The organism is Lentzea sp. NPDC102401, from assembly GCF_044765805.1.
In the GTDB taxonomy this organism is placed as follows: domain Bacteria; phylum Actinomycetota; class Actinomycetes; order Mycobacteriales; family Pseudonocardiaceae; genus Lentzea; species Lentzea sokolovensis.
On sequence record NZ_JBIWKS010000024.1, the window covers coordinates 15,523 to 36,118 of the forward strand.

Genomic DNA, 20,596 nt, shown 5'->3' on the forward strand with positions numbered 1-20,596 from the left:
GTGACCTCGCTCTCCGATGAGATGTTCCACGCTCTGATGGACTGGAACCCGTTGTTCGCCACGCTCGTCGGTGTGCCGGGCTGGGACGATCGGCTCGAAGACCTCGGCGTCGACGGCCACCAGGCCCTGCGGGCGCGACTGACAGGCATCCTCGAGCGCCTCGACGACAGCGACGAGGACCAGGTCTCGCGAGACGTGATCCGGCACCAGGCCGAGTCGATCATCACCCGCGTCGACGCGCGGCTGGTCGAGCACACGGTGTCGCGAGGAGCCAACGCGCCGGTCGCGGGTCTGCTCAGGGCCGCCTCCCAGGTGGACTTCTCGCAGCGGCTGCACCTCGTTCCGCGCTTCCTGGAACAGGCACAGCGACGGTTGCTCGACACCGACCGCACACCGTTGCGCCGGCACGTGGAGAACGGCGCGGCCTACGTCGAACGGTTCCTCGCTTCTCCGCGCCAGCAGTGGGAGGGCGACGCGGACCTGCGTCCGGCGTTCGCCCGCTACCGCGAGGTCCTGCTCGGCCTGCCGGGCCGGGACGACGAGCAGGCTGGTCTGTGCTGGCTGCCCGACGGCGAGGAGAACTACCGCAAGCTCGTTCACGACTACACGACCGCTCCCTACAGCCCCGCCGAGCTGCATCGGCTCGGGCTCGACCTGATCGCGTCGCTGCGGGACGAGTACGCGGAGATCGGTTCGCGGGTGTGGGGCATCTCGGACGTGCCGGAGATCTTCCGGCGGTTGCGCACGGATCTGTTGTGGGACAACGAGGACGACATGCTCGTCAGCGCGGTCGACGCCGTCGCGCGGGCCGAGGCCGAGGCGCCGAACTGGTTCGGGCGGTTGCCGAAGGCGCGCTGTGAGATCAGGTTCGTGCCGGAGGTCGACCGCCACAACGCCGCGTTCGCGTACTACGAGGACGCCGCGCTCGACGGGTCCCGTCCGGGTACGTACTTCGTGAACCCGTTGAACGCCACCGGACGCAGCCGCACGGTGTCCGAGGTGACGGCGTTCCACGAGGCCATTCCCGGCCACCACTTCCAGCTCTCGATCGCCGCCGAGACCGAGCTGTCGAACGTGCGCAAGTTCGCGTTCATCGAGTCCTACCTCGAAGGCTGGGGCCTCTACACCGAGCGCCTGGCCGACGAGATGGGCCTGTACTCGTCGGACGAGGCCCGCCTGGGCATGCTGGGTCTCGACGCGATGCGCGCGGGCCGGCTGGTGGTCGACACGGGCCTGCACGCGCTCGGGTGGCCCCGGCAGCAGGCCGTCGACTACCTGCGCGAGAACACCGCGATGGACGACGCGGAGATCAACTCCGAGGTCGACCGGTACATCGAGGCACCGGGGCAGGCGCTCGCGTACATGGTGGGGCGCCTGGAGATCCAGCGCGTGCGCGAGGAGGCCAGGGCCGCGATGGGTGACCGGTTCGACATCAGGGCGTTCCACGACCTCGTGCTGGAGAACGGCATCGTGCCGTTGCCCACGCTCGGCAAACTTGTCTCCGACTGGTCCGGGAGGGCCTGATGTCACTCGCTGATGAGATGTTCCAGGCGTCCATGGACTACTCGCCGTTGTCGGCCACGATGCTGGGGGTGCCGGGCTGGGAGGACAGGCTCGAGGACCTGAGCGCGGACGGCGAGCGCGTGGTCAGGGACCGGATCGCCGGCATCCTGGACAAGGCCGAGACGGACGACACCGAGGACCCCGTCACGCTCGCGGTCATCAAGCAACAGGGCAGGGCGATCGTCGACCGCATCGACGCCAGGCTGATCGAGCACACCGTCGCCACCGGACTGAGCGCACCGGTCAACGGCCTGCTCATGATCTCGTCGCGACTCGACGTGTCCGGGCGCGTCGACCAGTTCGCGCGCTACATCGGACAGGCGGGGGAGCGGGTCCGCGACTCCGACCGCCGGCCGTTGCGCCGCCACCTCGAGGTCGGGGCGAAGCGCATGGAGAGCGTGCTGGCCGCGCCGGTGCAGGAGTGGGAGGGCGAGCACTCCGCCGAGATCCGCACGGCCATCGCCGGGTTCCGCGACGTGCTGACGTCGATCGAGGACGGCCGCTCCGACGACCAACCGGGCCTGTGCTGGTTGCCGGACGGCGAGCAGAACTACACGAAGCTGGCCCGCAACTACACGACGACCACCCGCACGCCCGACGAACTGCACCGGCTGGGTCTCGACCTGATCGCGTCGCTGCGGGAGGAGTACGCGGAGATCGGCTCGCGGTTGTGGGGCACGAGGGACGTGCCGGAGATCTTCCGCCGGTTGCGCACGGAACTGTTGTGGGACAACGAAGAGCAGATGATCGAGAACGCCCTGGAGGCGATCGCGCGGGCGGAGGCGGAGGCGCCGAACTGGTTCGGCCGCATGCCCACGGCCGCCTGCCAGGTGCGCGCCGTCGAGGAGGCGGAACGGCCGACGTCGGCGATCGCGTTCTACCAGCCGGGGCTGCCGGACGGGTCGCGTCCCGGCACGTACTGGCTGAACCCCTTGGGCGCCACCGAACGCAGCCGCACGCTGTCCGAGGTGACGGCGTTCCACGAGGCGGTACCGGGCCACCACTACCAGTTCTCGATCGCGTCCGAACTCGACCTGCCCAACATGCGCAAGTTCGCGTTCATCGAGGCGTACCTGGAGGGCTGGGGTCTCTACACCGAGCGCCTCGCGGACGAGATGGGTCTCTACTCGTCGGACGAGCAGCGCTTCGGCATGCTGGGTCTCGACGCGATGCGCGCCGGCCGGTTGGTGGTCGACACGGGCATCCACGCGTTCGGCTGGACGCGGCAGCAGGCCGTCGACTACCTGCGCGAGAACACCGTGATGCCGGAGCCGGAGATCAACGCCGAGATCGACCGGTACATCGAGTCCCCGGGCCAGGCGCTCGCGTACATGGTGGGGCGCCTGGAGATCCAGCGCGTGCGGGCCGAGGCCGAGACGAAGATGGGCGACCGGTTCGACGTCCGCGCGTTCCACGACCTGGTGGTGGGGAGCGGCGCGGTGCCGCTCTCCACCCTCGACCAGATCGTCACCGCTTGGGCTGACGCTCCATGACGGAGTGCTTCTTCGAGTAGGTGAAGTAGATGACCAGGCCGATCACGAACCAGATCGCGAACCGCAGCCAGGTCTCCGGGTTGAGGAACGTGATCAGCCAGATCGAGAAGATCACGCCGATGATCGGCACCACGGGCATGCCCGGCGTCCTGAACGTGCGCGGGAGGTCGGGCTGCTTGTAGCGCAACACGATCACGGCGACGCAGACGACGACGAACGCCAGCAGGATGCCGATGTTGGTGAGTTCGGCGGCCTCCGCGATCGGCAGGAAACCGGCGATGAGCGCCGACGCGATGCCCAGCACCCAGGTGATGCGCGACGGCACGTGCTTCACCGGGTGCGTCTTCGCGAACCACTGGGGCAGCAGGCCGTCGCGGCTCATCGAGTAGCCGACGCGGGCCGCGCCCAGCAGGAACGTGAAGAGCACCGTCGTGATGCCGAGGATCGCGCCGACGCTGATGATGATGCCCAGCGCGGGCAGGCCGACGTCGGCGAACGCCGTGGCGAACGCGGACTCCGCGTCGACGTCCTTGTAGTTCACCATTCCGGTCAGCACCAGGCAGGCCAGCACGTACAGCACCATCGACACCGCGAGCGAGTAGATGATCGCCTTCGGCATGTGCTTCTGGGAGTCCTTCGACTCCTCGGCCGCCGTCGACATGGCGTCGTAGCCGAACACCGCGAAGAACACCGTCGCCGCACCCGTGAGCGCACCGGAGATGCCGAAGGGGAAGAACGGGTTGTAGTTGTCGGTGTCGATGTGGAACGCGCCGACGATGACGACCAGGGCCACGACCGCGACCTTCAGGTACACCAACGTGGTCTCGAACCGCGCCGCGTTCTTCATGCCCGTGTTCAGCACGTACGCGATCAGCAGGCACAGCAGCACCGCGAACAGGTTGACCTTGTAACTGCCCGCGGCGACGTCACCGGTCTCCGTGCCCGGCGCACCGAGCATCCATTGCGGTAGGTGGATGTCGAGCAACGACAGCAGTTCCGTGAAGTAGCCGGAGATGCCGATCGCCACCACCGCCACGATCGCGGTGTACTCCAGCAGCAGGTCCCAGCCGATGAACCAGCCGACGATCTCACCGAGCACCGCGTAGCCGTAGGTGTAGGCGCTGCCGGCCTTCGGGATCATGCCCGCGAACTCCGCGTACGAGAACGCCGCCGCCGCGCTCGCGACACCCGCGATGAGGAACGAGACCAGCACGGCCGGTCCGGCCGTCTTGTTCGCGACGGCGCCCGCGAGCGAGAAGATGCCCGCGCCGATGATGCCGCCGATGCCGATCGCCGTCAGCTGCCACAGACCCAGTGTTCTGGTGAGCCCGTCGCCCTTGTCCTCCGCGATCTGGTCTATGGGCTTGCGCCTGAAAACGCCCTGGGTGGTCATGACGACCACTGTCACGCGGTTCGTCCGAACCCGCTGGGCAGAAGGGCGTTTTCAGGCGTCTTGCGCGTTTTACGGGCGGGTGAAGACGATCTTGCCCGCTGTGTCGCCGTCGAGCATCGCCTGCAGACCCTGCTCGGCGTCCTCGAACTTCAGCTCGGCGCCGATCTGCGGCTTGAGGTCGTTGAGGGCGCAGAACCGGATCAAGTCGCCCAACTCCTCACGCGTGCCCATGGTCGAGCCGACCACGCGCAGCTGCAGGAAGAACAGTCGCTGGAGCTCGGCCGCGGAGGCGTCACCGGACGTCGCGCCGGAGATCACCACGATGCCGCCGGGCTTCAACGCCTTCATCGAGTGCGACCAGGTGGCCTTGCCGACGGTCTCGAACACCGCGTCGACCCGTTCGGGCAGCCTGGCGCCGGACTCGAACGTGTCGTGGGCGCCGAGGGTGGTCGCCAGCGCGCGCTTCTCTTCGCTACGGCCCGTGACCCACACGCGGAAGCCCGCGGCGCGGCCTAGTTGGATCAGCGCCGTCGACACACCGCCCGACGCGCCCTGCACGAGCATCGTCTGGCCGGGGCGCAGACCGGACTTCACGAACAGCATCCGGTACGCCGTCAGCCACGCCGTGCCCATGCAGGCGGCCTCGGCGAACGTGAGGTCCGCGGGCTTGGGCAGCGCGTTGTTGGCCGGCACCGTGACGTAGTCGGCGAACGTGCCCTGGTGCTTCTCGGTGAGCAGCGTGCGCTTCGGGTCCAGCGTCTCCTCGCCGGACCAGTTCGGGTCGCCGATGACGGAGTGCAGCACCACCTCGGTGCCGTCGTCGAGGACGCCGGCACCGTCGCAGCCCAGGATCATCGGGAACTGCTCCGGCTTGATGCCGACCCCGCGCAACGTCCACAGGTCGTGCATGTTGAGGCTGGCCGCCTTGACCACGACGCGCACCCACCCGGCGGGGACCTCAGGTTCGGGGCGCTCGCCCACGCGAAGCGAGGCCAGCGGGTTCTCGGGACTGGGTTCTGCTGCGTATACGGCGAACATGGTTCGCAACATACCCACCTGGATCGTGGCCAAATGCCGTGACACGGGTCACGGGACTACGCTCAGGTGCGTGGACTGGCTGGTGCAGTGGTGGGACGGGGTCGAGCTGTGGGTCGTGCAGCTGCCCGTCGCCGTGCAGTTCCCCGTCGTGATGATCGTGGTGTTGCCCTTGTGCCTGGGCGTGGCGCGGCTGATCGACCGGGTCGCCGACTGGGGAGCGAACAATCCCGCGTCGGTCCCTGAGCCGGAGCCGGAACCCGAATCGGAGAAGGTCGCAGCGTGAGTCCTGGTCGTCGCCTGACCGTCGCACTGGTCGGGCTCGTTGCCCTGGTCGTGGTCGGATGGTTCTTCAAGGACAACTCGTCCGGGCCGCCCACCCAGACCTCGAAGCCCGTGGTCACGAGCGCGGCGCAGGGCGAGACCGTGCCCGGCGCGAACTCCGGGCTGAACGTCGAGGCGCTGTCGAAGCTGCCCGCCGAGGCCGGCAAGACCTGGAAGCTGATCGAGGCGAAGGGTCCGTTCCCGTACCCGCGCAACGACGGCGTGACGTTCCAGAACCGGGAGAAGCGGCTGCCCGCCAAGGACTCCGGGTACTACAAGGAGTACACGGTGCCGACGCCGGGAAGTCCCGACCGAGGTGCGCGGCGCATCGTCACCGGTTCCGAAAAGGAAGTCTTCTACACCGGCGACCACTATTCGTCGTTCGTCGTCGTGGACGTGAAGAAGTGAAACGGCGCATTCTCGTTTCGGAAAAGTCCGCCGCCATCTCGGCCATTGCCGCCGCGCTGGACTTCCCCGAGTGGTTCGGGCAGAACCTGGACGCCCTGTACGACAGCCTGACCGATCTGTCCTGGCTGCCCGCGGGCGAGTACACGCTGATCGTGCCCGCGAACCTGGACCCTTCCGTTTCGGAAGTGCTGCGTGACGCTGCGAAACAGACCGCCGAATCAGGTGACCGAAAAGTGCGCGTGATTCGCACGGAACGGTGACTGGCGCTGCGGGTTCGGCGTCCGGAGTGGACAGTGCCATTCCATGGGAACGCAATTCCGCCGCTTGAGCTGTGCGCTCGGCGTCGCCGTGGTTGTAGGAACGCTTTGTCCGGCGGTGTCGTTCGCCGGTGACCCCGACTGCTCGCAGGAGGGGCCCTTCTCGCCGTTCGAGACGCTCGACGGCGACAACCCCGTGACGATGCAGAACGGCCGTGTGGTCGAGCTGCGCGCGTCGAACAAATCCAAGTGCGCGTGGGGCCGCATCTCGCACGGCACGCCCGGCGAGGAGATCTGGACGGACCGCAAGGACCCCTCGGCCAACGGGCACGAGGGGTTCCTCGGCTACACCAGGATCGACTCGGGGACCGCGAAGTACACCGAGGCGTTCAAGAACGACGGCAAGCTGATGCGCGCGTGCGGGTCCTCGCAGGGCAAGATCGAGTGCACCGGCTGGTTCTAGTCCGCCGGATCAGTTCTCGGCGGGCACCCAGGACGGCTTGCGCTTCTCCCTGAACGCCGTGATGCCCTCTTGGCCCTCGGGTCCGCCGAAGTGCCGGGCTGACAGCTTGAGCATGTCCGCGAAGACCTCGCCGAGGTTCGTGGACCGCTCCTGCTGCAGCATCTCCTTGGTGGCCGCGAGCGCGTTGGGTGCGCCGAGCGCGAGCATGTCCGTGTAGCGGCGGACCTCCGCGTCGACGTCGTCGGTCGCGGCGTTGAGCAGGCCGATTTCCACGGCGCGCTCGGCGTCGAACGTCTCGCCGGTCAGGAACAGCTCGTGGGCCTGGCGGGGGAGCAGCCGCGGCAGCACCGTCACCGAGATGACGGCCGGCACGACGCCGATCCGGACCTCGCTGAACGCGAACGTGGCGCTGCTGGCGGCGATGGAGATGTCGCATGCCGCGACGATGCCGACGCCACCCGCGCGGGCCGGGCCGTTGAGTGCCGCGACGACCGGCTTCGGGCTGGTCCAGAGCTGTTCGAGGATCGCGGGGAACTCGTTGACGCCCTGGTCGCCCGCGCTCGCGCCGGCGGCCTCCTTGAGGTCCATGCCGGAACAGAACACGGAGCCCGTGTGGGTCAGCACGACCACGCGCACGCCGTCGTCCTTCGCCGCTGTGCTCAGGTGCTCCTTGAGCTCCCGGCGCAGCTGTGAGGACAGCGCGTTGCGGTTGTGGGGGGAGTCCAGCGTGATCGTCGCGATGCCACGCCGCACCTCGTAGTGGACCAGCTCATCTGCCATGGGGCTGACCTTAGCCGCGGTGGTGTTTGACAGGATGCTGTCACTTATGACAGTCTGCTGTCATGACGCAGACGGTGTACCTCGTTCTGGCCGACAAGCTCGCCGACTGGGAGTACGGCCACGTGGCCGCGCAGGTGAGCCTGCAGCAGTTCCAGCAGCAGCCGGGGCGGTACGAGATTCGGACGGTCGGGCTGACCACGGACCCGATCCGCACTCTCGGTGGCGTGCGGATGCTGCCCGATGTCGCTCTGGAGGACGTCTCGCTGGACGACGCGGCGATGCTCGTGATGCCGGGCGGCGAAGGCTGGGAGACCGGTGAGCTGGCGGCGTTCGGGAAACTCGCGCGGCGGTTCCGCGAGGCCGGCAAACCGATCGCGGCGATCTGCGGCGCGACGGTCGCGCTGGCGGCCGAGGGGTTGCTGGACGACGTGGCGCACACGTCGAACTTCCTTGAGGGGCTTGGTTCTTACGGCGGCGCGGCGCTGTACCGCGACGAACGCGTGGTGCGCGCCGATGGTGTGATCACGGCTGGTGGCGCCTCTGCTCTGGAGTTCGCTCGCGAGGTGCTGGCGGAACTGGAGACGTTCTCCGCGGGCACGTTGGAGGCTTGGTACGAGTTCAACCGCGACGACACGCCCGCGGCGTTCGGGAAGCTGGTGGCCAGTGTCCACGAGTGAGTCGGCGTCCAGGACCGAGTCAGGTGATGTGCTGACCGACGTCGTGATGAGGACTTTCCGTTTGTACGGGGCGTTTCTCGACGCGGCCGAGGTGATGACGAAGCCGGTCGGCCTGACCGCGGCGTGGTGGCAGGTGCTCGGCGCGGTGCTGCGCGAGCCGTTGTCCGTCTCCGGGATCGCACGGGAGATGGGGCTGGCTCGGCAGTCCGTGCAGCGGATCGCGGACCTGTTGGTGGACAAGGGTTTGGCGGAGTACCTGCCGAACCCGGCGCATGCCCGCGCGAAGCTCGTCCAGCCCACTCCTGAGGGATATGCGGCTATCGAACGGTTGCGGGACGCGCAGCACGAGTGGGCCAACCGCGTCAGTGCGCAGGTCTCCTTGGAAGACCTGCGCACGACGCTCGCCACGATGACCGCGTTGGTCGCGGCTACTTCCTGATGCCCGGCAGGGGGTGGGGCATCGGGGTTTCTAGCCGATCGTGGTCGTGGTCAGCACGGGGCTGGGGTCCGGGTAGCCCTTCGCGGCGGCGTTGATCGGGAACCCGATCACCACGACGACCGCGGTGAAGGTGAGGCCAGGGGCGTCGTAGCTGGTGCCACCCAGCTTCGTGGTGATCGTCCCGGTGCCGCCGGCCTGCAGGTTGATCGTGACGGTGGGCAGCTCGAAGTCGGCGCCGCCCTTGATCGGACCGGGCACGTTCAGCACGACGTCGTTGCCCGACAGGGCGACCGTCGGCGTGCCACCCAGTCCGGAGCCGCCCGACAGCGACGCGGACTGGAACTTCGAGTTGGCCGGCACCGGCAACCTGAGCGCGAGACCCTTGATCTCCCGCACCTGCCGCCCGCCGGCCTCGGTCGGAATCTTGTTGGGCGCGGGGTCGACGGTGACCGCGACCGTGCCACCGGGGGCGACGGTCGCCGGCGCCGACGCGTCGACGCCCTGGTCGAGTGTGAAGTCGGACGTCTGCCCGACAGCACTCGCCCGGAGCTTGTAGGTGATCGTCTGCGGAGCGGCTGCTGACGCGTTGACGGCGAACATCAGCATCGGTACCAGTGCGGCTGCGGCAATTCCGGCTAGCTTCATGGCCTCTCCCCGTTGAGTGGACGAGGGACACTTCCAGCACGCGACGTAGTCACCTGACTACTCATGAGTAGGTTTCACGTCAACAGTTCACACTTCACATCGCCCGAACGGCTCTGCGCATTCGATCTTGTGGCGGCGGCTGAAAGTGGCGTGCTGCGGGGGAACGTCGTGTGCCGCAGCGGTTGGGCTCAAATGTGCTAGGCTGCTCACATAGCCTCTGCCACTAGGCGGAGGAAGTGAGCCCAGGTGCGCTTCCGGACGGTTGCTGCCTGGGCTTCGCGCTTTCTAGGGCTCGACGCGGGTCACCACGGGATGATCCGCCGCACCCAGTCGCCACCGGCTCCCAGGCACCACGCGACCGCGTCGCTCACCCACAGTGCAGGTTCGGCGGACGACTGGATGTGCTCGTAGACGATGCCCGCATCGCGGGCCTTGGTGCGAGCCAGCACCACACGGTCGCGCCCGTTGCCCGCGTGGTCACGGGAGTCGAGAACGAGCCTGCTCACGCCCCGATCGATCGCTTCCAGCACCAGTCGTTCCAGCAGGACGCCACGCGCGGTATCGCCTTTCTCGCAGCTGGACACCACGACTACTTCGAAGGTTCGTTCAACGAGGCGCGACACGATGAACTTGCGGCGGCTGTCCTTTTCGGACTTGAAGTGCACTCGCCGCTCGCCGGGCAGGAGGAGACTCCGCATCAGCGACCGGGTCGAGTGCAGTGCGGCGGGAGCGACGAGCGTCGCGGCGAGCAGGTGACCGCCGCGTTCGGTCTCGTCGACGAACATATGCATCCAAACAGGATCGCAGGCGCCGCCGACAATTCTCGTTCGGGTGGCTCAGACCGGCGGCGGCAGCCAGCCGCGGCTCATCGCCACGGTCACCGCGGCCGTCCGGTCACTCACGTCGAGCTTGCTGAACACGTGCAGCAGATGGCTTTTCACCGTCGCCTCACTGACGTTCAACGCCTGACTGATCGCACCGTTGGACAACCCACGGGCAACCAGCCCAAGCACTTCAGTCTCCCGTGCACTCAGTCCAGGTCGTTGCACCGCACTCACGAGCTTGGTGGCGACAGGAGAAGCCAGCACGGTCTGGCCGCGTGAGGCGGCACGCACCGCGTCGATCAACTCCTCGCTCGGCGCGTCCTTCAGCAGATAGGCCGTGGCACCCGCTTCGATGGCGCGCAGGATGTCGCCGTCGGTGTCGAAGGTGGTCAACACGACGACCCGGCAGGAAGTTGCCGCGACTACAGCGGCGGTGGCCGTGGCGCCGTCCACGCCGGGCATCTTGAGGTCCATCAGCACGACGTCCGGCTGCAGTTCCGAAGCCAGCCGGATTGCCTCGGAACCGGAGCCGCATTCACCGATGACGGTCAGATCTTCTTGCGCCTCAAGGATTGTGCGCAGGCCGAAGCGGACGACCGGGTGGTCGTCGACCAGCAGCACCCGGATCACGCGTCCTCCAGTCGTACGTGCACGCGGACTCCTGAGCCCGGCGAGGAACGGATGTCGAACTCGCCGCCCGCTGCGCGCACACGATCTCGCAACCCGTCCAGGCCGTAGCCGCGCGGGGTGTCCGAAGAGAAACCGCAGCCATCGTCCACGATCGACAGCGAAACTCCGGCCGCGTAGTCGAGAGAGACGGTCACAGTCGAGGCGTGTGCGTGCTTGCGGACGTTCGCCAACGCTTCCTGCGTGACGCGCAACAGCGTGACTTCGTGGTCCGGTGGCAACGGGCGATACGTGCCGTGAACGGTCATCGACGCGGAGAGCCCTAGCTCGTGGCCCAACCGGGACGTGAGGCGTTCGAGAGCGGCGGGGAGGGCGGCGCCGTTCAGTTCCACCGGCGTCAGTGCGGCGACCAATGCGCGGATCTCGGCCAGGTTTTCGGACGTGGTCTGCTCGGCCAGGGCCAAGTGCTGGTCGCGCGCACCGGGATCGGTGGCGGTTCTGGCCGCTCGCAACAGGAGTAGCACCGAGGTCGCGCCCTGGGCGAGGATGTCGTGCAGGTCGCGGGCCAGGCGTTCGCGTTCGGTGAGGACGCCGGCTTCGTGGCTGACGACGGCCAACGCGGCTCGTTCGCGGCTCTGCGAGATGATCCTGGCAATCCACAGGCCCAGCATCACGGCGGGCACGACGCTCAGGAAGATGACCACCGCGGCGCCGACCGAGTTCTCGCTGAAGCTGCCGGACACCAGCACGACGGTGCCGATCGACAGGGACGTCAGCGCGGTCGCCCAGATGGCGAGCCTGGGTTCCAGCAGCGACCAGATGTGCGGGTACAGCGTGAAGAAAAGTACCGACAGCGCGGGCACCAGTGCGAACATCGCGATCACCAACGGGATCGCGACGGCCAGGTAGCGCACGCCGCGTGCGTCACGGGCGAGCGGTGCTCCGACGCGCCAGTACCAAACGCACAGCGCGGCCAGCAGCACCAGGGCGACCGGCACGAAACGGTCTTCCGCGAACACCAGCACCACGCCGACCAGAGCGAACGCCGCGAAGGCCACGTGCCAGGCGACCTTGGTGCGGTCCCAGGCGTCATCGGAGGACACCGGGAAACTGTGCGGCCCCACGCGCGAAAACACCAGTAACCGGTCGGCTGAGCGCGAAACCCACCGGTCCGTCGATGTGCCCGGAGTTCGCGAAGGCCGAGGATTCGGAGCCATGACGAGAAAGAAGTCCGGACTGGTCCTGCTGATCCTGTCGATGGTCTACGCGGCCGTCATCGCCCTGCTCGCGGTCGCCGATTCGACCGCGCTCACCCCCGTCGCGATCGCCGGGGGAGCGTTGCTCGGCATCGGCTGGGCGACCGTCGGCTACCTGTCGAACCAGAAGGCCTAGGCGGCGACGGTCTGCCGCGCCAGGGCGAGGTCGTACCGGTCCAGCACGAGCTGCGCGACCTCGACGTCGTCACCCAACGGCCGCGCCACGACGGCGTCGCCCGCGAGCGCCGCCACCTTGTCCGGCAGCAGGCCGGGCGCGAGGAACCACGACGACACGGCGATCTTCGTGGCTCCCCTCATCCGCAACCGCTCGATCGCCTCGGGCACGGTCGGCGAGGCGATCGACGCGAACGCCGCCTCCACGCCGGCCCAGCCCGACTCGCGAGCCCAGCGCCGGGCCACGCGCGCCACGGCCTCGTTCGCCGGGGCGTGCGAGGACCCGGCGCCGGCCAGCACCACACCCAGGTTCTCGTCCCCGAAGGAAACCCCGGCCTCGGACAGCCGGCGCAGAGCGGCCGACTCCAGTCGCGGGTCCGGGCCCAGCACATCGGTGACGACGGCAGGCACCTGGGACTCGGCGACGGCGGCCGGAACGTCGACGCGGGCGTGATAAGCCTTGCCCAGCAACAAAGGCACGACCACCGCGGGCTCGCGCAACACGTCGTGAAGCCGGGGCGCGCACAGGTCGAGGAAGCAGCCGCGCACGTCCAGCTCGGGTCGCAACGACCGCACCACGTCCAGCAGGGCGTGGATCGATGCGGCCGAGCGGGGATCACGACTGCCGTGCGCTACGGCGACAAGCGGAGTCACAGCGCCCCCGTGAGACCACGAGCCCGCAGCACGGCGCGCTCCAACGGACGGAACAACAGCAGCTCGATCCCGATGCCCACCAACAGGATCAGGAAGATCGCCGCGATCACCATGTTGATGTCGTTCAACGACGACCCGTTGTGCAGGTACTGGCCAAGGCCGACGCCGAGCTGGGGCGAGGTCGCGATGATCTCCGCGGCCATCAGCGACCGCCACGAGAACGCCCAGCCCTGCTTCAGCCCGGCCAGATATCCAGGCAGAGCCGCCGGAAGCAGGATGTGCCGAGCCGAAGCCAGCCGTCCCGCACCCAACGCGCGTCCCACCCGCGGCAGCAGCGGCGGAATCTGGTCGATACCGGCCACCAACCCGTTCGCGATGGACGGCACCGAGCCCATCAGCACCACGAAGTAGATCGTGGACGGCGTCACGCCGAACCACAGGATCGCGGCCGGAACCCAGGCGACGGAGGGAAGTGACTGCAGACCGGTCAGCAACGACCCGATCGCCGCACGCACCACCCGCACCTTGGCGATCAGCAGCCCCAGCGGCGTGGCGATCAGCACCGCCGCGAGGAACCCGAGCACCGCGCGGTGCAACGAGGTCCACAGGATGCCGAACGCCTCGCCGGTGGAGATCGACCGGACGAGTTCGTTCCACACGTCGACCGGAGCGGGCAGCTGGAACTCGGGCAACAGGGCCGAGGCCCACAGTCCCTGCCACACGCCCAAAAGCAGTGCGAACGCGATGATCGGTGGCACGCCGGTCTTCAGGAAACGCTGCCACCGCGACGCTCTGTACGCCTCGGCGGGCGCATCCAGTGCGTCGAGGCCGGCGCCTACCTTGTCGAGCGTGTCAGGAGGCGTGGCCACTGATGACCTCTCGCAGATGAGTGTTGATCTCGTCCAGAACCTCGTCACGCGAGTCCGTCACGTCCCACTCGCGCACGACGCGGCCGGGACGGGACGACAGCAGCACCACCCGCTGGCCGAGGCGCACGGCCTCGCGCACGTCGTGCGTCACGAAGATGATCGCGGTGTTCGTGGTCTCCCACACCCGGATCAGCTCGGCCTGCAGCACGTCGCGCGTGATGGCGTCGAGCGCGGCGAACGGCTCGTCCATCAGCAGCAGGGCGGGAGCGCCGTCGGAGGACACGGTGGTGGACGCCAGCGCGCGAGCCAGAGCCACGCGCTGACGCATACCACCGGAAAGCTCGTGCGGACGCTTGTCCGCGACGTCGCCGAGCCGCACCAGTTCGAGCAGCTCCTGAGCACGCCGCCGGCGCGCCAGGCGGCCGACACCGGCGAACCGCAGCGCCAGTTCGACGTTGCGCGACGCCGTCAGCCACGGCATCAGAGCGGGCTCCTGGAACATCACGGCCGGGCGCGAGGTGTTGATCTGCAGCTCGCCCGACGTCGCGGCGTCGAGGCCCGCGACGATGTTGAGCAGCGTGCTCTTGCCGCAGCCCGAAGCGCCGAGAAGACACACGAACTCACCCGGCTTGACCTTGAGGTCGACGCCGTCGAGCGCCACCACGGCCGAGCTGCCGTGGCCGAACACCTTGCGGACTCCTGTCAGCTCGACAGCGACGTCCACAGTGGACCGAACAGTGGTCTCGAGCGTGGCGGTCATGGTCGTGTGCCTTCCCCTCAACGACTCGGAACTACTTCTTGTCCAGGCCCGCTGCTTGGACCTGCGGCTTGCCCTGCGCCTGCAGAACCTTGTTCAGCAACGTGAAGTCGGCGTACCCGGCGACGTTCGCGGCCTCCTTGGCCACCCCGGCGGTCACGGCGTCCTTCGCGAGCTGCGGGAAGTGCTTGGCCTGCGCGTCCGTGGTCAGCTCGATGTTGTCCCACGCGGCGTCGAGGATCTTGTCGCCGAGCTTCTTGGACGTGAGCTTCTCCAGGTGGGCGTTGGCGGCCTTCTTCGCCTCGTCCTTGTTCGCCTTCGCCCAGTCGATCGCCGCGACGTGACCCTTCAGCACGGCCTCGACCGTCTCCGGGTGCTCCTGCAGGAACTTCGTCCGCACGATGACCACGGTGGTCGGGAACGCCCCGCCGTCCCACAGCGTCTTCTCGTCGAGCAGCACCTTCGCGCCGGCCTCGGCGACCAGGCGTGCCGACCACGGCTGCGGCGCCCAGGCGGCCTGGATGTCGCCCTTCTTGAACAGGTCGAGCGACGCCGCGTTCTCCACGTTCTGCACGGTCACCTGGCCGGTGAGGTTCTTCTCCGCCAGGTACTTCTTCAGCGACACGTCCTGCGTGTTCGCGAGCTGCGGCGTGGCGACGACCTTGCCCCTGAGCTCCTCGATCGAGTTGATCTCGGGCTTCACCACGAGCTGCGCACCACCCGAGGTGGCGCCCGCGATGAGCTTCACGGCCTCGCCCTTGGACTTCGCGTAGGCGTTGATCGCCGGTCCTGACCCGATGTAGGCGATGTCGAGGGACTCGCCCAGCAGGGCGTTCACCTCGTCGGGGCCCGCGTTGAACGTCTGCGTCGTCAGCTTGGTGCTGCCGAGCTCCTTGGTGAACAGGCCGTTCTCGACACCGATCAACGCCGCGGCGTGGGTGATGTTCGGGAAGTACCCGAGGCGGACCTCGGCGGCGGCACCCTTGGACTCGGCGGCGGGAGTGTCACCGCTGCCGGCGCGGCTGCAACCGGACAGGGCTGTCAGGGCGATCAGCGTGACGGCGATGGCGGGCTTGAGGTTCACGGGGAAAGGCCTTTCAGGGACCGGGGGAGACGAGGGCATGGGTGTCGGGGGTGGCGTTGACGCCACCCCCGGTACAGCTCTCCACGCCGTCCTCAAGCAGCGGCAGCGGAGCCCCGACCAGTCCGGCGGCGAGCGTGGAACCATCGCTCGCGTCGATCACCAGGAAGGACCCGGTGCGCCGGCTGAAGCTGTAGTCGTCCAGCGGAACGGGCTCTGCCAGACGCAGAGCCACTCGGCCGATCTCGTTGAGCTCCAACGAGCTGGGGCTGTCCACACTGGACAGCTTCTGCTCGTCGAAGCGGTCGCGCAGGTCGGTGACCATCGCCTGCACGGTGCGCGTGCCGTGCTTGACGAGGACTCGGGCGCCGGGTCGCAGCGGCTTCTCCGCGAGCCAGCAGAGGGTGGCGTCCAGTTCGTCGGTGACCGTGGGCTCGTTGCCCGCCACCGAGATCAGGTCGCCGCGGGAGATGTCGATGTCGTCCGCCAGCAGCAGCGTGACGGACTGACCTGCCGCCGCCTCGGTCAGTTCGCCGTCCGCCGTGTCGATCTTCGTGACCGTCGAGCGACGGCCCGACGGCAGCACCACGATCTCGTCGCCCGGCTTGATCGTGCCGGCCGCGATCAGACCGGCGTACCCCCGGTAGTCGAGGTGCTCGGCCGTGCGCGGGCGGATCACGTACTGCACCGGGAAGCGGAACGGGGCGTCGTGCGGGTCGGGCTCGACCGGCACGTTCTCCAGGTGCTCCAGCAGGGTCGGGCCGGAGTACCACGGCGTGTTCGCGGACTTGTCCACGACGTTGTCGCCCGCCAGCGCGGACACCGGGATCTCGACGACCGCGTCCTCGGTGTAGCCGAGAGCCGTGGCGTGAGCGGTGAACTCCTTGGCGATGCGGGAGAACGTCACCTCGTCGTAGTCCACGAGGTCGATCTTGTTGACCGCGAGGACGAGCCGGGGCACGCCCAGCAGCGCGAGAACCGCCGCGTGGCGCCGGGTCTGCTCGATGACGCCCTTGCGCGCGTCGACGAGCAGCACCGCCAGCTGCGCGGTGGAGGCGCCGGTGACGGTGTTGCGGGTGTACTGCACGTGGCCGGGGGTGTCCGCGAGCACGAACGACCGCTTCGGCGTCGCGAAGTACCGGTACGCCACGTCGATCGTGATGCCCTGCTCGCGTTCCGAACGCAGGCCGTCGACCAGCAACGACAGGTCCGGCGTCGCGAGACCCCGGTCGGCGCTCGCCCGGTGCACGGCGTCGAGCGTGTCCGCGAGCACGGACTTGGTGTCGTAGAGCAACCTGCCGACGAGCGTGGACTTTCCGTCGTCCACGCTGCCAGCGGTAGCCAACCTCAACAGGTCGCTCATTTAGAAGTAGCCCTCCCGCTTGCGGTCTTCCATGGCGGCCTCGGACAGCCGGTCGTCGGCACGTGTGGCGCCGCGCTCGGTCAGTCGTGACGCGGAGACCTCGGCGATCACCGCTTGGATGTCGGCTGCATCTGACTCGACTGCACCCGTGCAGGAGCCGTCACCGACCGTGCGGTAACGAACTGTCTTGCGCAGCAACGTTTCGCCGTCGCGCGCCGTGCCCCACGGGCCTTCGGCGAGCCACATGCCGTCGCGCAGGAACACGTCGCGCTGGTGCGAGTAGTAGATGTCCGGGAGTTCGATGCCCTCGCGCTCGATGTAGTTCCAGACGTCGAGCTCGGTCCAGTTCGACAGCGGGAACACGCGGACGTGCTCACCGGCGCGGTGCCGGCCGTTGTAGAGGTTCCACAGCTCGGGGCGCTGACGCTTCGGGTCCCACTGGCCGAACGCCGTGCGCAGGCTGAAGATCCGCTCCTTGGCGCGAGCGCGTTCCTCGTCCCGGCGGCCGCCGCCGAAGACCGCGTCGTACTTGTGCTGCGTGATGGAGTCCAGCAGCGGCACCGTCTGCAAGGGGTTGCGCGTGCCGTCCGGACGTTCTTCCAGGCGGCCGTCGTCGATCCAGTCCTGGACCTTCGCGACCTCCAGACGCAGACCGTGCTGCGCGACGACGCGGTCGCGGAACTCGATGACCTCGTCGAAGTTGTGCCCGGTGTCGACGTGCAGCAGCGGGAACGGCACCGGCGCCGGGTAGAACGCCTTGATCGCGAGGTGCAGCAGCAGCGTCGAGTCCTTGCCGCCGGAGAAGAGGATCACCGGCCGGTCGAACTCTCCCGCCACCTCGCGGAAGATGTGGATCGCCTCGGATTCCAGGCGTCCCAAGGTGTCGAGCGCGAGCGTCATCCGTGCAACCCACATTCCGTCTTGGACTGACCGGCCCACCGGCCGCTGCGGGCGTCCTGCCCCGGCAACGGCTTCGCGGTGCACGGCAGGCAGCCGATGGAGGGATAACCCTCCTGCACCAACAGGTTCTCGAGGACGCCCTTCTCGCGGATGTAGGCGTTGAACTCGTCGTCGCTCCACGGCGCGATCGGGTTGATCTTCACCAGGCCGTTGCGGTCGTCCCACTGCACGATCGGCGTGTTCGCCCTGGTCGGGGCGTCCACGCGGCGCACACCGGTGACCCACGCGTCGTACTTCGCGAGTTCCCGGCGCAGCGGCACGACCTTGCGCAGGTTGCAGCACTTGGCCGGGTCCGACTGGTACAGCAGGCCGAACTCGCGTTCCTGGTCCTCGACCGACTGCTCGGCCGCGGCGTTCACGATCCGCACGTCCGGGTAGACGACACCGACCGCGTCCCGCACACCGATCGTCTCCGGGAAGTGGTAGCCCGTCTCCAGGAACAGCACGTCGAAGTTCGGCTTCACCTTGGCGGCGAGGTCGATCAGCACGGCGTCCTGCATGTTGGAGGCGACGATGTAGTTGTCGCCGAACGTCCGCGCGACCCACTCCAGCGCCTCTTCGGCGTTCGCGTCCTTCAGCTCCAGCTCGGCGGCCTCGGCGACGATCTTGAGGTCTTCCTTGAGATCGCTCACTTCTTCACCTCCTGCGGCAGGTTGAGCCCGACGAACGAGACCTTGAAGACGCGGCGGCATCCGGTGCACAGCCACGCGTAGCTGGGTTCCTCCTGCGGCCGGAGGTCCTCGTCGCCGCAGTAGGGGCAGTAGAACGGCGTCGCGCGCTCGGTCATCGCAGCGAACCCTCTTCCGCCCGGCCGACCCACTGCGCGAACCGCTCGTCGGTTTCGCGCTGGGCGACGAAGTTCCGCACGACCCGCTCGACGTACTCGGGCAGCTCGGCCGAGGTCACCTTGTGGCCGCGCAACTTCCGGCCGAACCCGGCGTCGAGGCCGAGCCCGCCGCCGAGGTGCACCTGGAAGCCCTCGACCTGGTTGCCCTGCTCGTCCGTGACGATCTGACCCTTGAGGCCGATGTCCGCGGTCTGGATGCGGGCGCAGGAGTTGGGGCAGCCGTTGATGTGCACGGTGATCGGCGCCGTGACGCCGTCGACGATGTCCTTGAGGTTGGCTTCGAGCTGCGTGACCAGGTCGAGGGCGCGGGCCTTGGTCTCGACGATCGCGAGCTTGCAGAACTCGATGCCGGTGCAGGCCATGATGCCCCGGCGCCACGGCGACGGATCGACCTGCAGGCCCAGCTTGGCGAGACCGCTCTTGAGCTCGGGGATCTCGGACTCGGCGACGTCCAGCACGATGATCTTCTGCTGCGGCGTGAAGCGGACGCGCGTGGAGCCCGCCCGTTCGGCGATCTTCGCGACCTCGACCAGGATCGAGCCCGAGACGCGGCCCGCGACCGGCGCGGCGCCGACGTAGAACAGGCCGTCCTTCTGCTTGTTCACGCCGATGTGGTCGAGTTGCTGCTTCAGGGTTTCCGGCGCGGGACCGTCGATCATCTTGCGCTTGAGGTACTCGTCCTCCACGACCTGGCGGAACTTCTCCGGGCCCCAGTCGGCGACGAGGAACTTGATACGCGCGCGGTGCCGCAGCCGGCGGTAGCCGTAGTCTCGGAAGACGGAGATGACCGCCTCCCACACGTCCGGCACCTCGTCGAGCGGCACCCAGGCGCCCAGACGCTTGCCCAGCATGGGGTTCGTGGACAGGCCGCCGCCGACCCAGAGGTCGAAACCGGGTCCGTGCTCGGGGTGGTTCACGCCGACGAACGCGATGTCGTGGATCTCGTGCGCGACGTCCTGCAGGCCGGAGATGGCGGTCTTGAACTTGCGCGGCAGGTTCGAGAACCGCGGGTCGCCGATGTAGCGCTCGAGGATTGTGTCGATTGCCGGCTGCCCGTCGATGATCTCGTCCTGCGAGATGCCCGCGACCGGCGAGCCGAGGATGACGCGCGGGCTGTCGCCACACGCCTCCATCGTCGTCAGGCCAACGGCTTCGAGCTTCTGCCAGATCGTGGGAACGTCCTCGATCGCGATCCAGTGGTACTGGATGTTCTGCCGATCGGTGATGTCCGCGGTGTCGCGCGCATAGGTCTGCGAGATCTCGCCGAGAACCTTCAGCTGCTGCGTGGTGAGCGCACCGCCGTCGCTGCGGACGCGCATCATGAAGTACTCGTCGTCCAGCTCTTCCGGCTCCAGCGTGGCCGTGCGGCCGCCGTCGATGCCGGGCTTGCGCTGCGTGTACAGGCCGTACCAGCGGAAACGTCCGCGCAGGTCGGCTGGGTCGATCGAGTCGAAACCACCGTGGGCGTAGATGTTCTCGATGCGGGTGCGGACGTTGAGCGGGTCGTCGTCCTTCTTGCTCCGCTCGTTGGGGTTCAGCGGCTCTCGGTAGCCGAGTGCCCACTGTCCCTCGCCGCGACGCTGCTTGGCGCGCGGTGACGTCTGCGGCGGGACCATCGCCATCCTCCGGGGTTTCGAGGCGCTCGGTGCGCATGCGAGCCCGGAGGTGCTTGTGGTGGGGGCGTCGTCAGCGCGCCGGGCGCCGACG

25 protein-coding genes are annotated in these 20,596 nt (G+C 68.2%); 9 read left to right on the plus strand and 16 right to left on the minus strand.

Annotation, left to right across the window (positions count from 1 at the left end; genetic code table 11):
• Complete coding sequence (locus tag ACIRG5_RS46610) at positions 1-1,524, plus strand: DUF885 domain-containing protein (protein ID WP_402917668.1); 1,524 nt, start codon at positions 1-3, stop codon at positions 1,522-1,524.
• On the plus strand, positions 1,524-3,056 hold the full coding sequence (locus ACIRG5_RS46615) for a DUF885 domain-containing protein (RefSeq protein WP_402917671.1): 1,533 nt from the start codon (positions 1,524-1,526) through the stop codon (positions 3,054-3,056). The genes ACIRG5_RS46610 and ACIRG5_RS46615 overlap by 1 nt, the downstream gene beginning before the upstream one ends.
• On the opposite strand, the gene ACIRG5_RS46620 is transcribed toward ACIRG5_RS46615, so the two are convergent.
• Together ACIRG5_RS46620 and ACIRG5_RS46625 are read right to left on the minus strand one after the other, a co-directional pair.
• Positions 3,031-4,449, minus strand: coding sequence for an amino acid permease (locus ACIRG5_RS46620; RefSeq protein WP_402917674.1), 1,419 nt, complete (start codon positions 4,447-4,449; stop codon positions 3,031-3,033). The two genes, ACIRG5_RS46615 and ACIRG5_RS46620, sit on opposite strands and share 26 nt — an antisense overlap.
• Positions 4,450-4,518: 69 nt before the next feature.
• On the minus strand, positions 4,519-5,487 hold the full coding sequence (locus ACIRG5_RS46625) for a zinc-binding dehydrogenase (protein WP_402917676.1): 969 nt from the start codon (positions 5,485-5,487) through the stop codon (positions 4,519-4,521).
• A 70-nt stretch (positions 5,488-5,557) separates the two neighbouring features.
• Between ACIRG5_RS46625 and ACIRG5_RS46630 the strand changes: the two genes are divergently transcribed.
• The 4 genes from ACIRG5_RS46630 to ACIRG5_RS46645 are packed head-to-tail and all read left to right on the plus strand — an operon-like array spanning position 5,558 to position 6,936.
• Complete coding sequence (locus ACIRG5_RS46630) at positions 5,558-5,770, plus strand: hypothetical protein (RefSeq protein ID WP_402917679.1); 213 nt, start codon at positions 5,558-5,560, stop codon at positions 5,768-5,770.
• A complete protein-coding gene (locus ACIRG5_RS46635) occupies positions 5,767-6,216 on the plus strand; it encodes a ribonuclease domain-containing protein (RefSeq protein WP_402917682.1) in 450 nt (149 codons plus the stop codon). Before ACIRG5_RS46630 ends, ACIRG5_RS46635 begins: the two co-directional genes overlap by 4 nt.
• Entirely contained in the window at positions 6,213-6,476 is a 264-nt protein-coding gene (locus tag ACIRG5_RS46640; RefSeq protein ID WP_402917685.1) for a barstar family protein, read from the plus strand. Before ACIRG5_RS46635 ends, ACIRG5_RS46640 begins: the two co-directional genes overlap by 4 nt.
• A gap of 43 nt (positions 6,477-6,519) precedes the next feature.
• Positions 6,520-6,936, plus strand: a complete 417-nt coding sequence (locus tag ACIRG5_RS46645; RefSeq protein WP_402917688.1) for a hypothetical protein — start codon at positions 6,520-6,522, stop codon at positions 6,934-6,936.
• Between the two features lie 9 nt (positions 6,937-6,945).
• Here the strand turns inward: ACIRG5_RS46645 and ACIRG5_RS46650 are convergent, their stop codons facing one another.
• Positions 6,946-7,716, minus strand: coding sequence for an enoyl-CoA hydratase family protein (locus ACIRG5_RS46650; protein WP_402917691.1), 771 nt, complete (start codon positions 7,714-7,716; stop codon positions 6,946-6,948).
• Between the two features lie 62 nt (positions 7,717-7,778).
• On the opposite strand from ACIRG5_RS46650, the gene ACIRG5_RS46655 reads away from it, so the two are divergent.
• Positions 7,779-8,393: a DJ-1/PfpI family protein gene (locus tag ACIRG5_RS46655; RefSeq protein WP_402917693.1), complete on the plus strand. Its 615-nt coding sequence runs from the start codon at positions 7,779-7,781 to the stop codon at positions 8,391-8,393.
• Positions 8,380-8,832 (plus strand): MarR family winged helix-turn-helix transcriptional regulator, encoded by a 453-nt coding sequence (locus ACIRG5_RS46660; RefSeq protein WP_402917696.1) that lies wholly within the window; start codon positions 8,380-8,382, stop codon positions 8,830-8,832. Before ACIRG5_RS46655 ends, ACIRG5_RS46660 begins: the two co-directional genes overlap by 14 nt.
• 30 nt (positions 8,833-8,862) lie before the next feature.
• Here the strand turns inward: ACIRG5_RS46660 and ACIRG5_RS46665 are convergent, their stop codons facing one another.
• The 4 genes from ACIRG5_RS46665 to ACIRG5_RS46680 all read right to left on the minus strand — a co-directional run bounded on the left by ACIRG5_RS46665 (position 8,863) and on the right by ACIRG5_RS46680 (position 12,031).
• Positions 8,863-9,477 carry a cyclase gene (locus ACIRG5_RS46665; RefSeq protein WP_402917699.1) on the minus strand — a complete coding sequence of 205 codons (615 nt, stop codon included), beginning with the start codon at positions 9,475-9,477 and terminating at the stop codon, positions 8,863-8,865.
• Positions 9,478-9,779: 302 nt separating this feature from the next.
• Positions 9,780-10,268, minus strand: a complete 489-nt coding sequence (locus ACIRG5_RS46670) for a hypothetical protein (RefSeq protein ID WP_402917702.1) — start codon at positions 10,266-10,268, stop codon at positions 9,780-9,782.
• 45 nt (positions 10,269-10,313) lie between these two features.
• The gene (locus ACIRG5_RS46675) at positions 10,314-10,931 is read right to left on the minus strand and encodes a response regulator (protein WP_402917705.1); all 618 of its coding nucleotides are present in this window, start codon (positions 10,929-10,931) and stop codon (positions 10,314-10,316) included.
• A complete protein-coding gene (locus tag ACIRG5_RS46680) occupies positions 10,928-12,031 on the minus strand; it encodes a sensor histidine kinase (RefSeq protein ID WP_402917708.1) in 1,104 nt (367 codons plus the stop codon). Before ACIRG5_RS46680 ends, ACIRG5_RS46675 begins: the two co-directional genes overlap by 4 nt.
• A gap of 112 nt (positions 12,032-12,143) precedes the next feature.
• On the opposite strand from ACIRG5_RS46680, the gene ACIRG5_RS46685 reads away from it, so the two are divergent.
• On the plus strand, positions 12,144-12,320 hold the full coding sequence (locus tag ACIRG5_RS46685; protein ID WP_402917711.1) for a hypothetical protein: 177 nt from the start codon (positions 12,144-12,146) through the stop codon (positions 12,318-12,320).
• Here the strand turns inward: ACIRG5_RS46685 and ACIRG5_RS46690 are convergent.
• The 9 genes from ACIRG5_RS46690 to ACIRG5_RS46730 are packed head-to-tail and all read right to left on the minus strand — an operon-like array spanning position 12,317 to position 20,505.
• Positions 12,317-13,012 (minus strand): sirohydrochlorin chelatase, encoded by a 696-nt coding sequence (locus tag ACIRG5_RS46690; RefSeq protein WP_402917713.1) that lies wholly within the window; start codon positions 13,010-13,012, stop codon positions 12,317-12,319. The two genes, ACIRG5_RS46685 and ACIRG5_RS46690, sit on opposite strands and share 4 nt — an antisense overlap.
• A complete protein-coding gene (locus ACIRG5_RS46695; protein ID WP_402917716.1) occupies positions 13,009-13,881 on the minus strand; it encodes an ABC transporter permease in 873 nt (290 codons plus the stop codon). The genes ACIRG5_RS46690 and ACIRG5_RS46695 overlap by 4 nt, the downstream gene beginning before the upstream one ends.
• Positions 13,865-14,641: an ABC transporter ATP-binding protein gene (locus ACIRG5_RS46700; protein WP_330270247.1), complete on the minus strand. Its 777-nt coding sequence runs from the start codon at positions 14,639-14,641 to the stop codon at positions 13,865-13,867. Before ACIRG5_RS46700 ends, ACIRG5_RS46695 begins: the two co-directional genes overlap by 17 nt.
• Before the next feature lie 31 nt (positions 14,642-14,672).
• Positions 14,673-15,761 carry an ABC transporter substrate-binding protein gene (locus tag ACIRG5_RS46705; RefSeq protein ID WP_402917720.1) on the minus strand — a complete coding sequence of 363 codons (1,089 nt, stop codon included), beginning with the start codon at positions 15,759-15,761 and terminating at the stop codon, positions 14,673-14,675.
• On the minus strand, positions 15,736-17,082 hold the full coding sequence (locus tag ACIRG5_RS46710; RefSeq protein WP_402917723.1) for a sulfate adenylyltransferase subunit 1: 1,347 nt from the start codon (positions 17,080-17,082) through the stop codon (positions 15,736-15,738). Before ACIRG5_RS46710 ends, ACIRG5_RS46705 begins: the two co-directional genes overlap by 26 nt.
• Entirely contained in the window at positions 17,083-17,982 is a 900-nt protein-coding gene (cysD, locus tag ACIRG5_RS46715) for a sulfate adenylyltransferase subunit CysD (protein WP_402917726.1), read from the minus strand. It lies immediately after the preceding gene.
• Entirely contained in the window at positions 17,979-18,674 is a 696-nt protein-coding gene (locus ACIRG5_RS46720) for a phosphoadenylyl-sulfate reductase (protein WP_402917729.1), read from the minus strand. The genes cysD and ACIRG5_RS46720 overlap by 4 nt, the downstream gene beginning before the upstream one ends.
• Positions 18,671-18,829 carry an Insertion element protein gene (locus tag ACIRG5_RS46725; RefSeq protein ID WP_090006108.1) on the minus strand — a complete coding sequence of 53 codons (159 nt, stop codon included), beginning with the start codon at positions 18,827-18,829 and terminating at the stop codon, positions 18,671-18,673. Before ACIRG5_RS46725 ends, ACIRG5_RS46720 begins: the two co-directional genes overlap by 4 nt.
• Positions 18,826-20,505: a nitrite/sulfite reductase gene (locus tag ACIRG5_RS46730; RefSeq protein WP_402917732.1), complete on the minus strand. Its 1,680-nt coding sequence runs from the start codon at positions 20,503-20,505 to the stop codon at positions 18,826-18,828. Before ACIRG5_RS46730 ends, ACIRG5_RS46725 begins: the two co-directional genes overlap by 4 nt.
• Positions 20,506-20,596 lie beyond the last annotated feature (91 nt).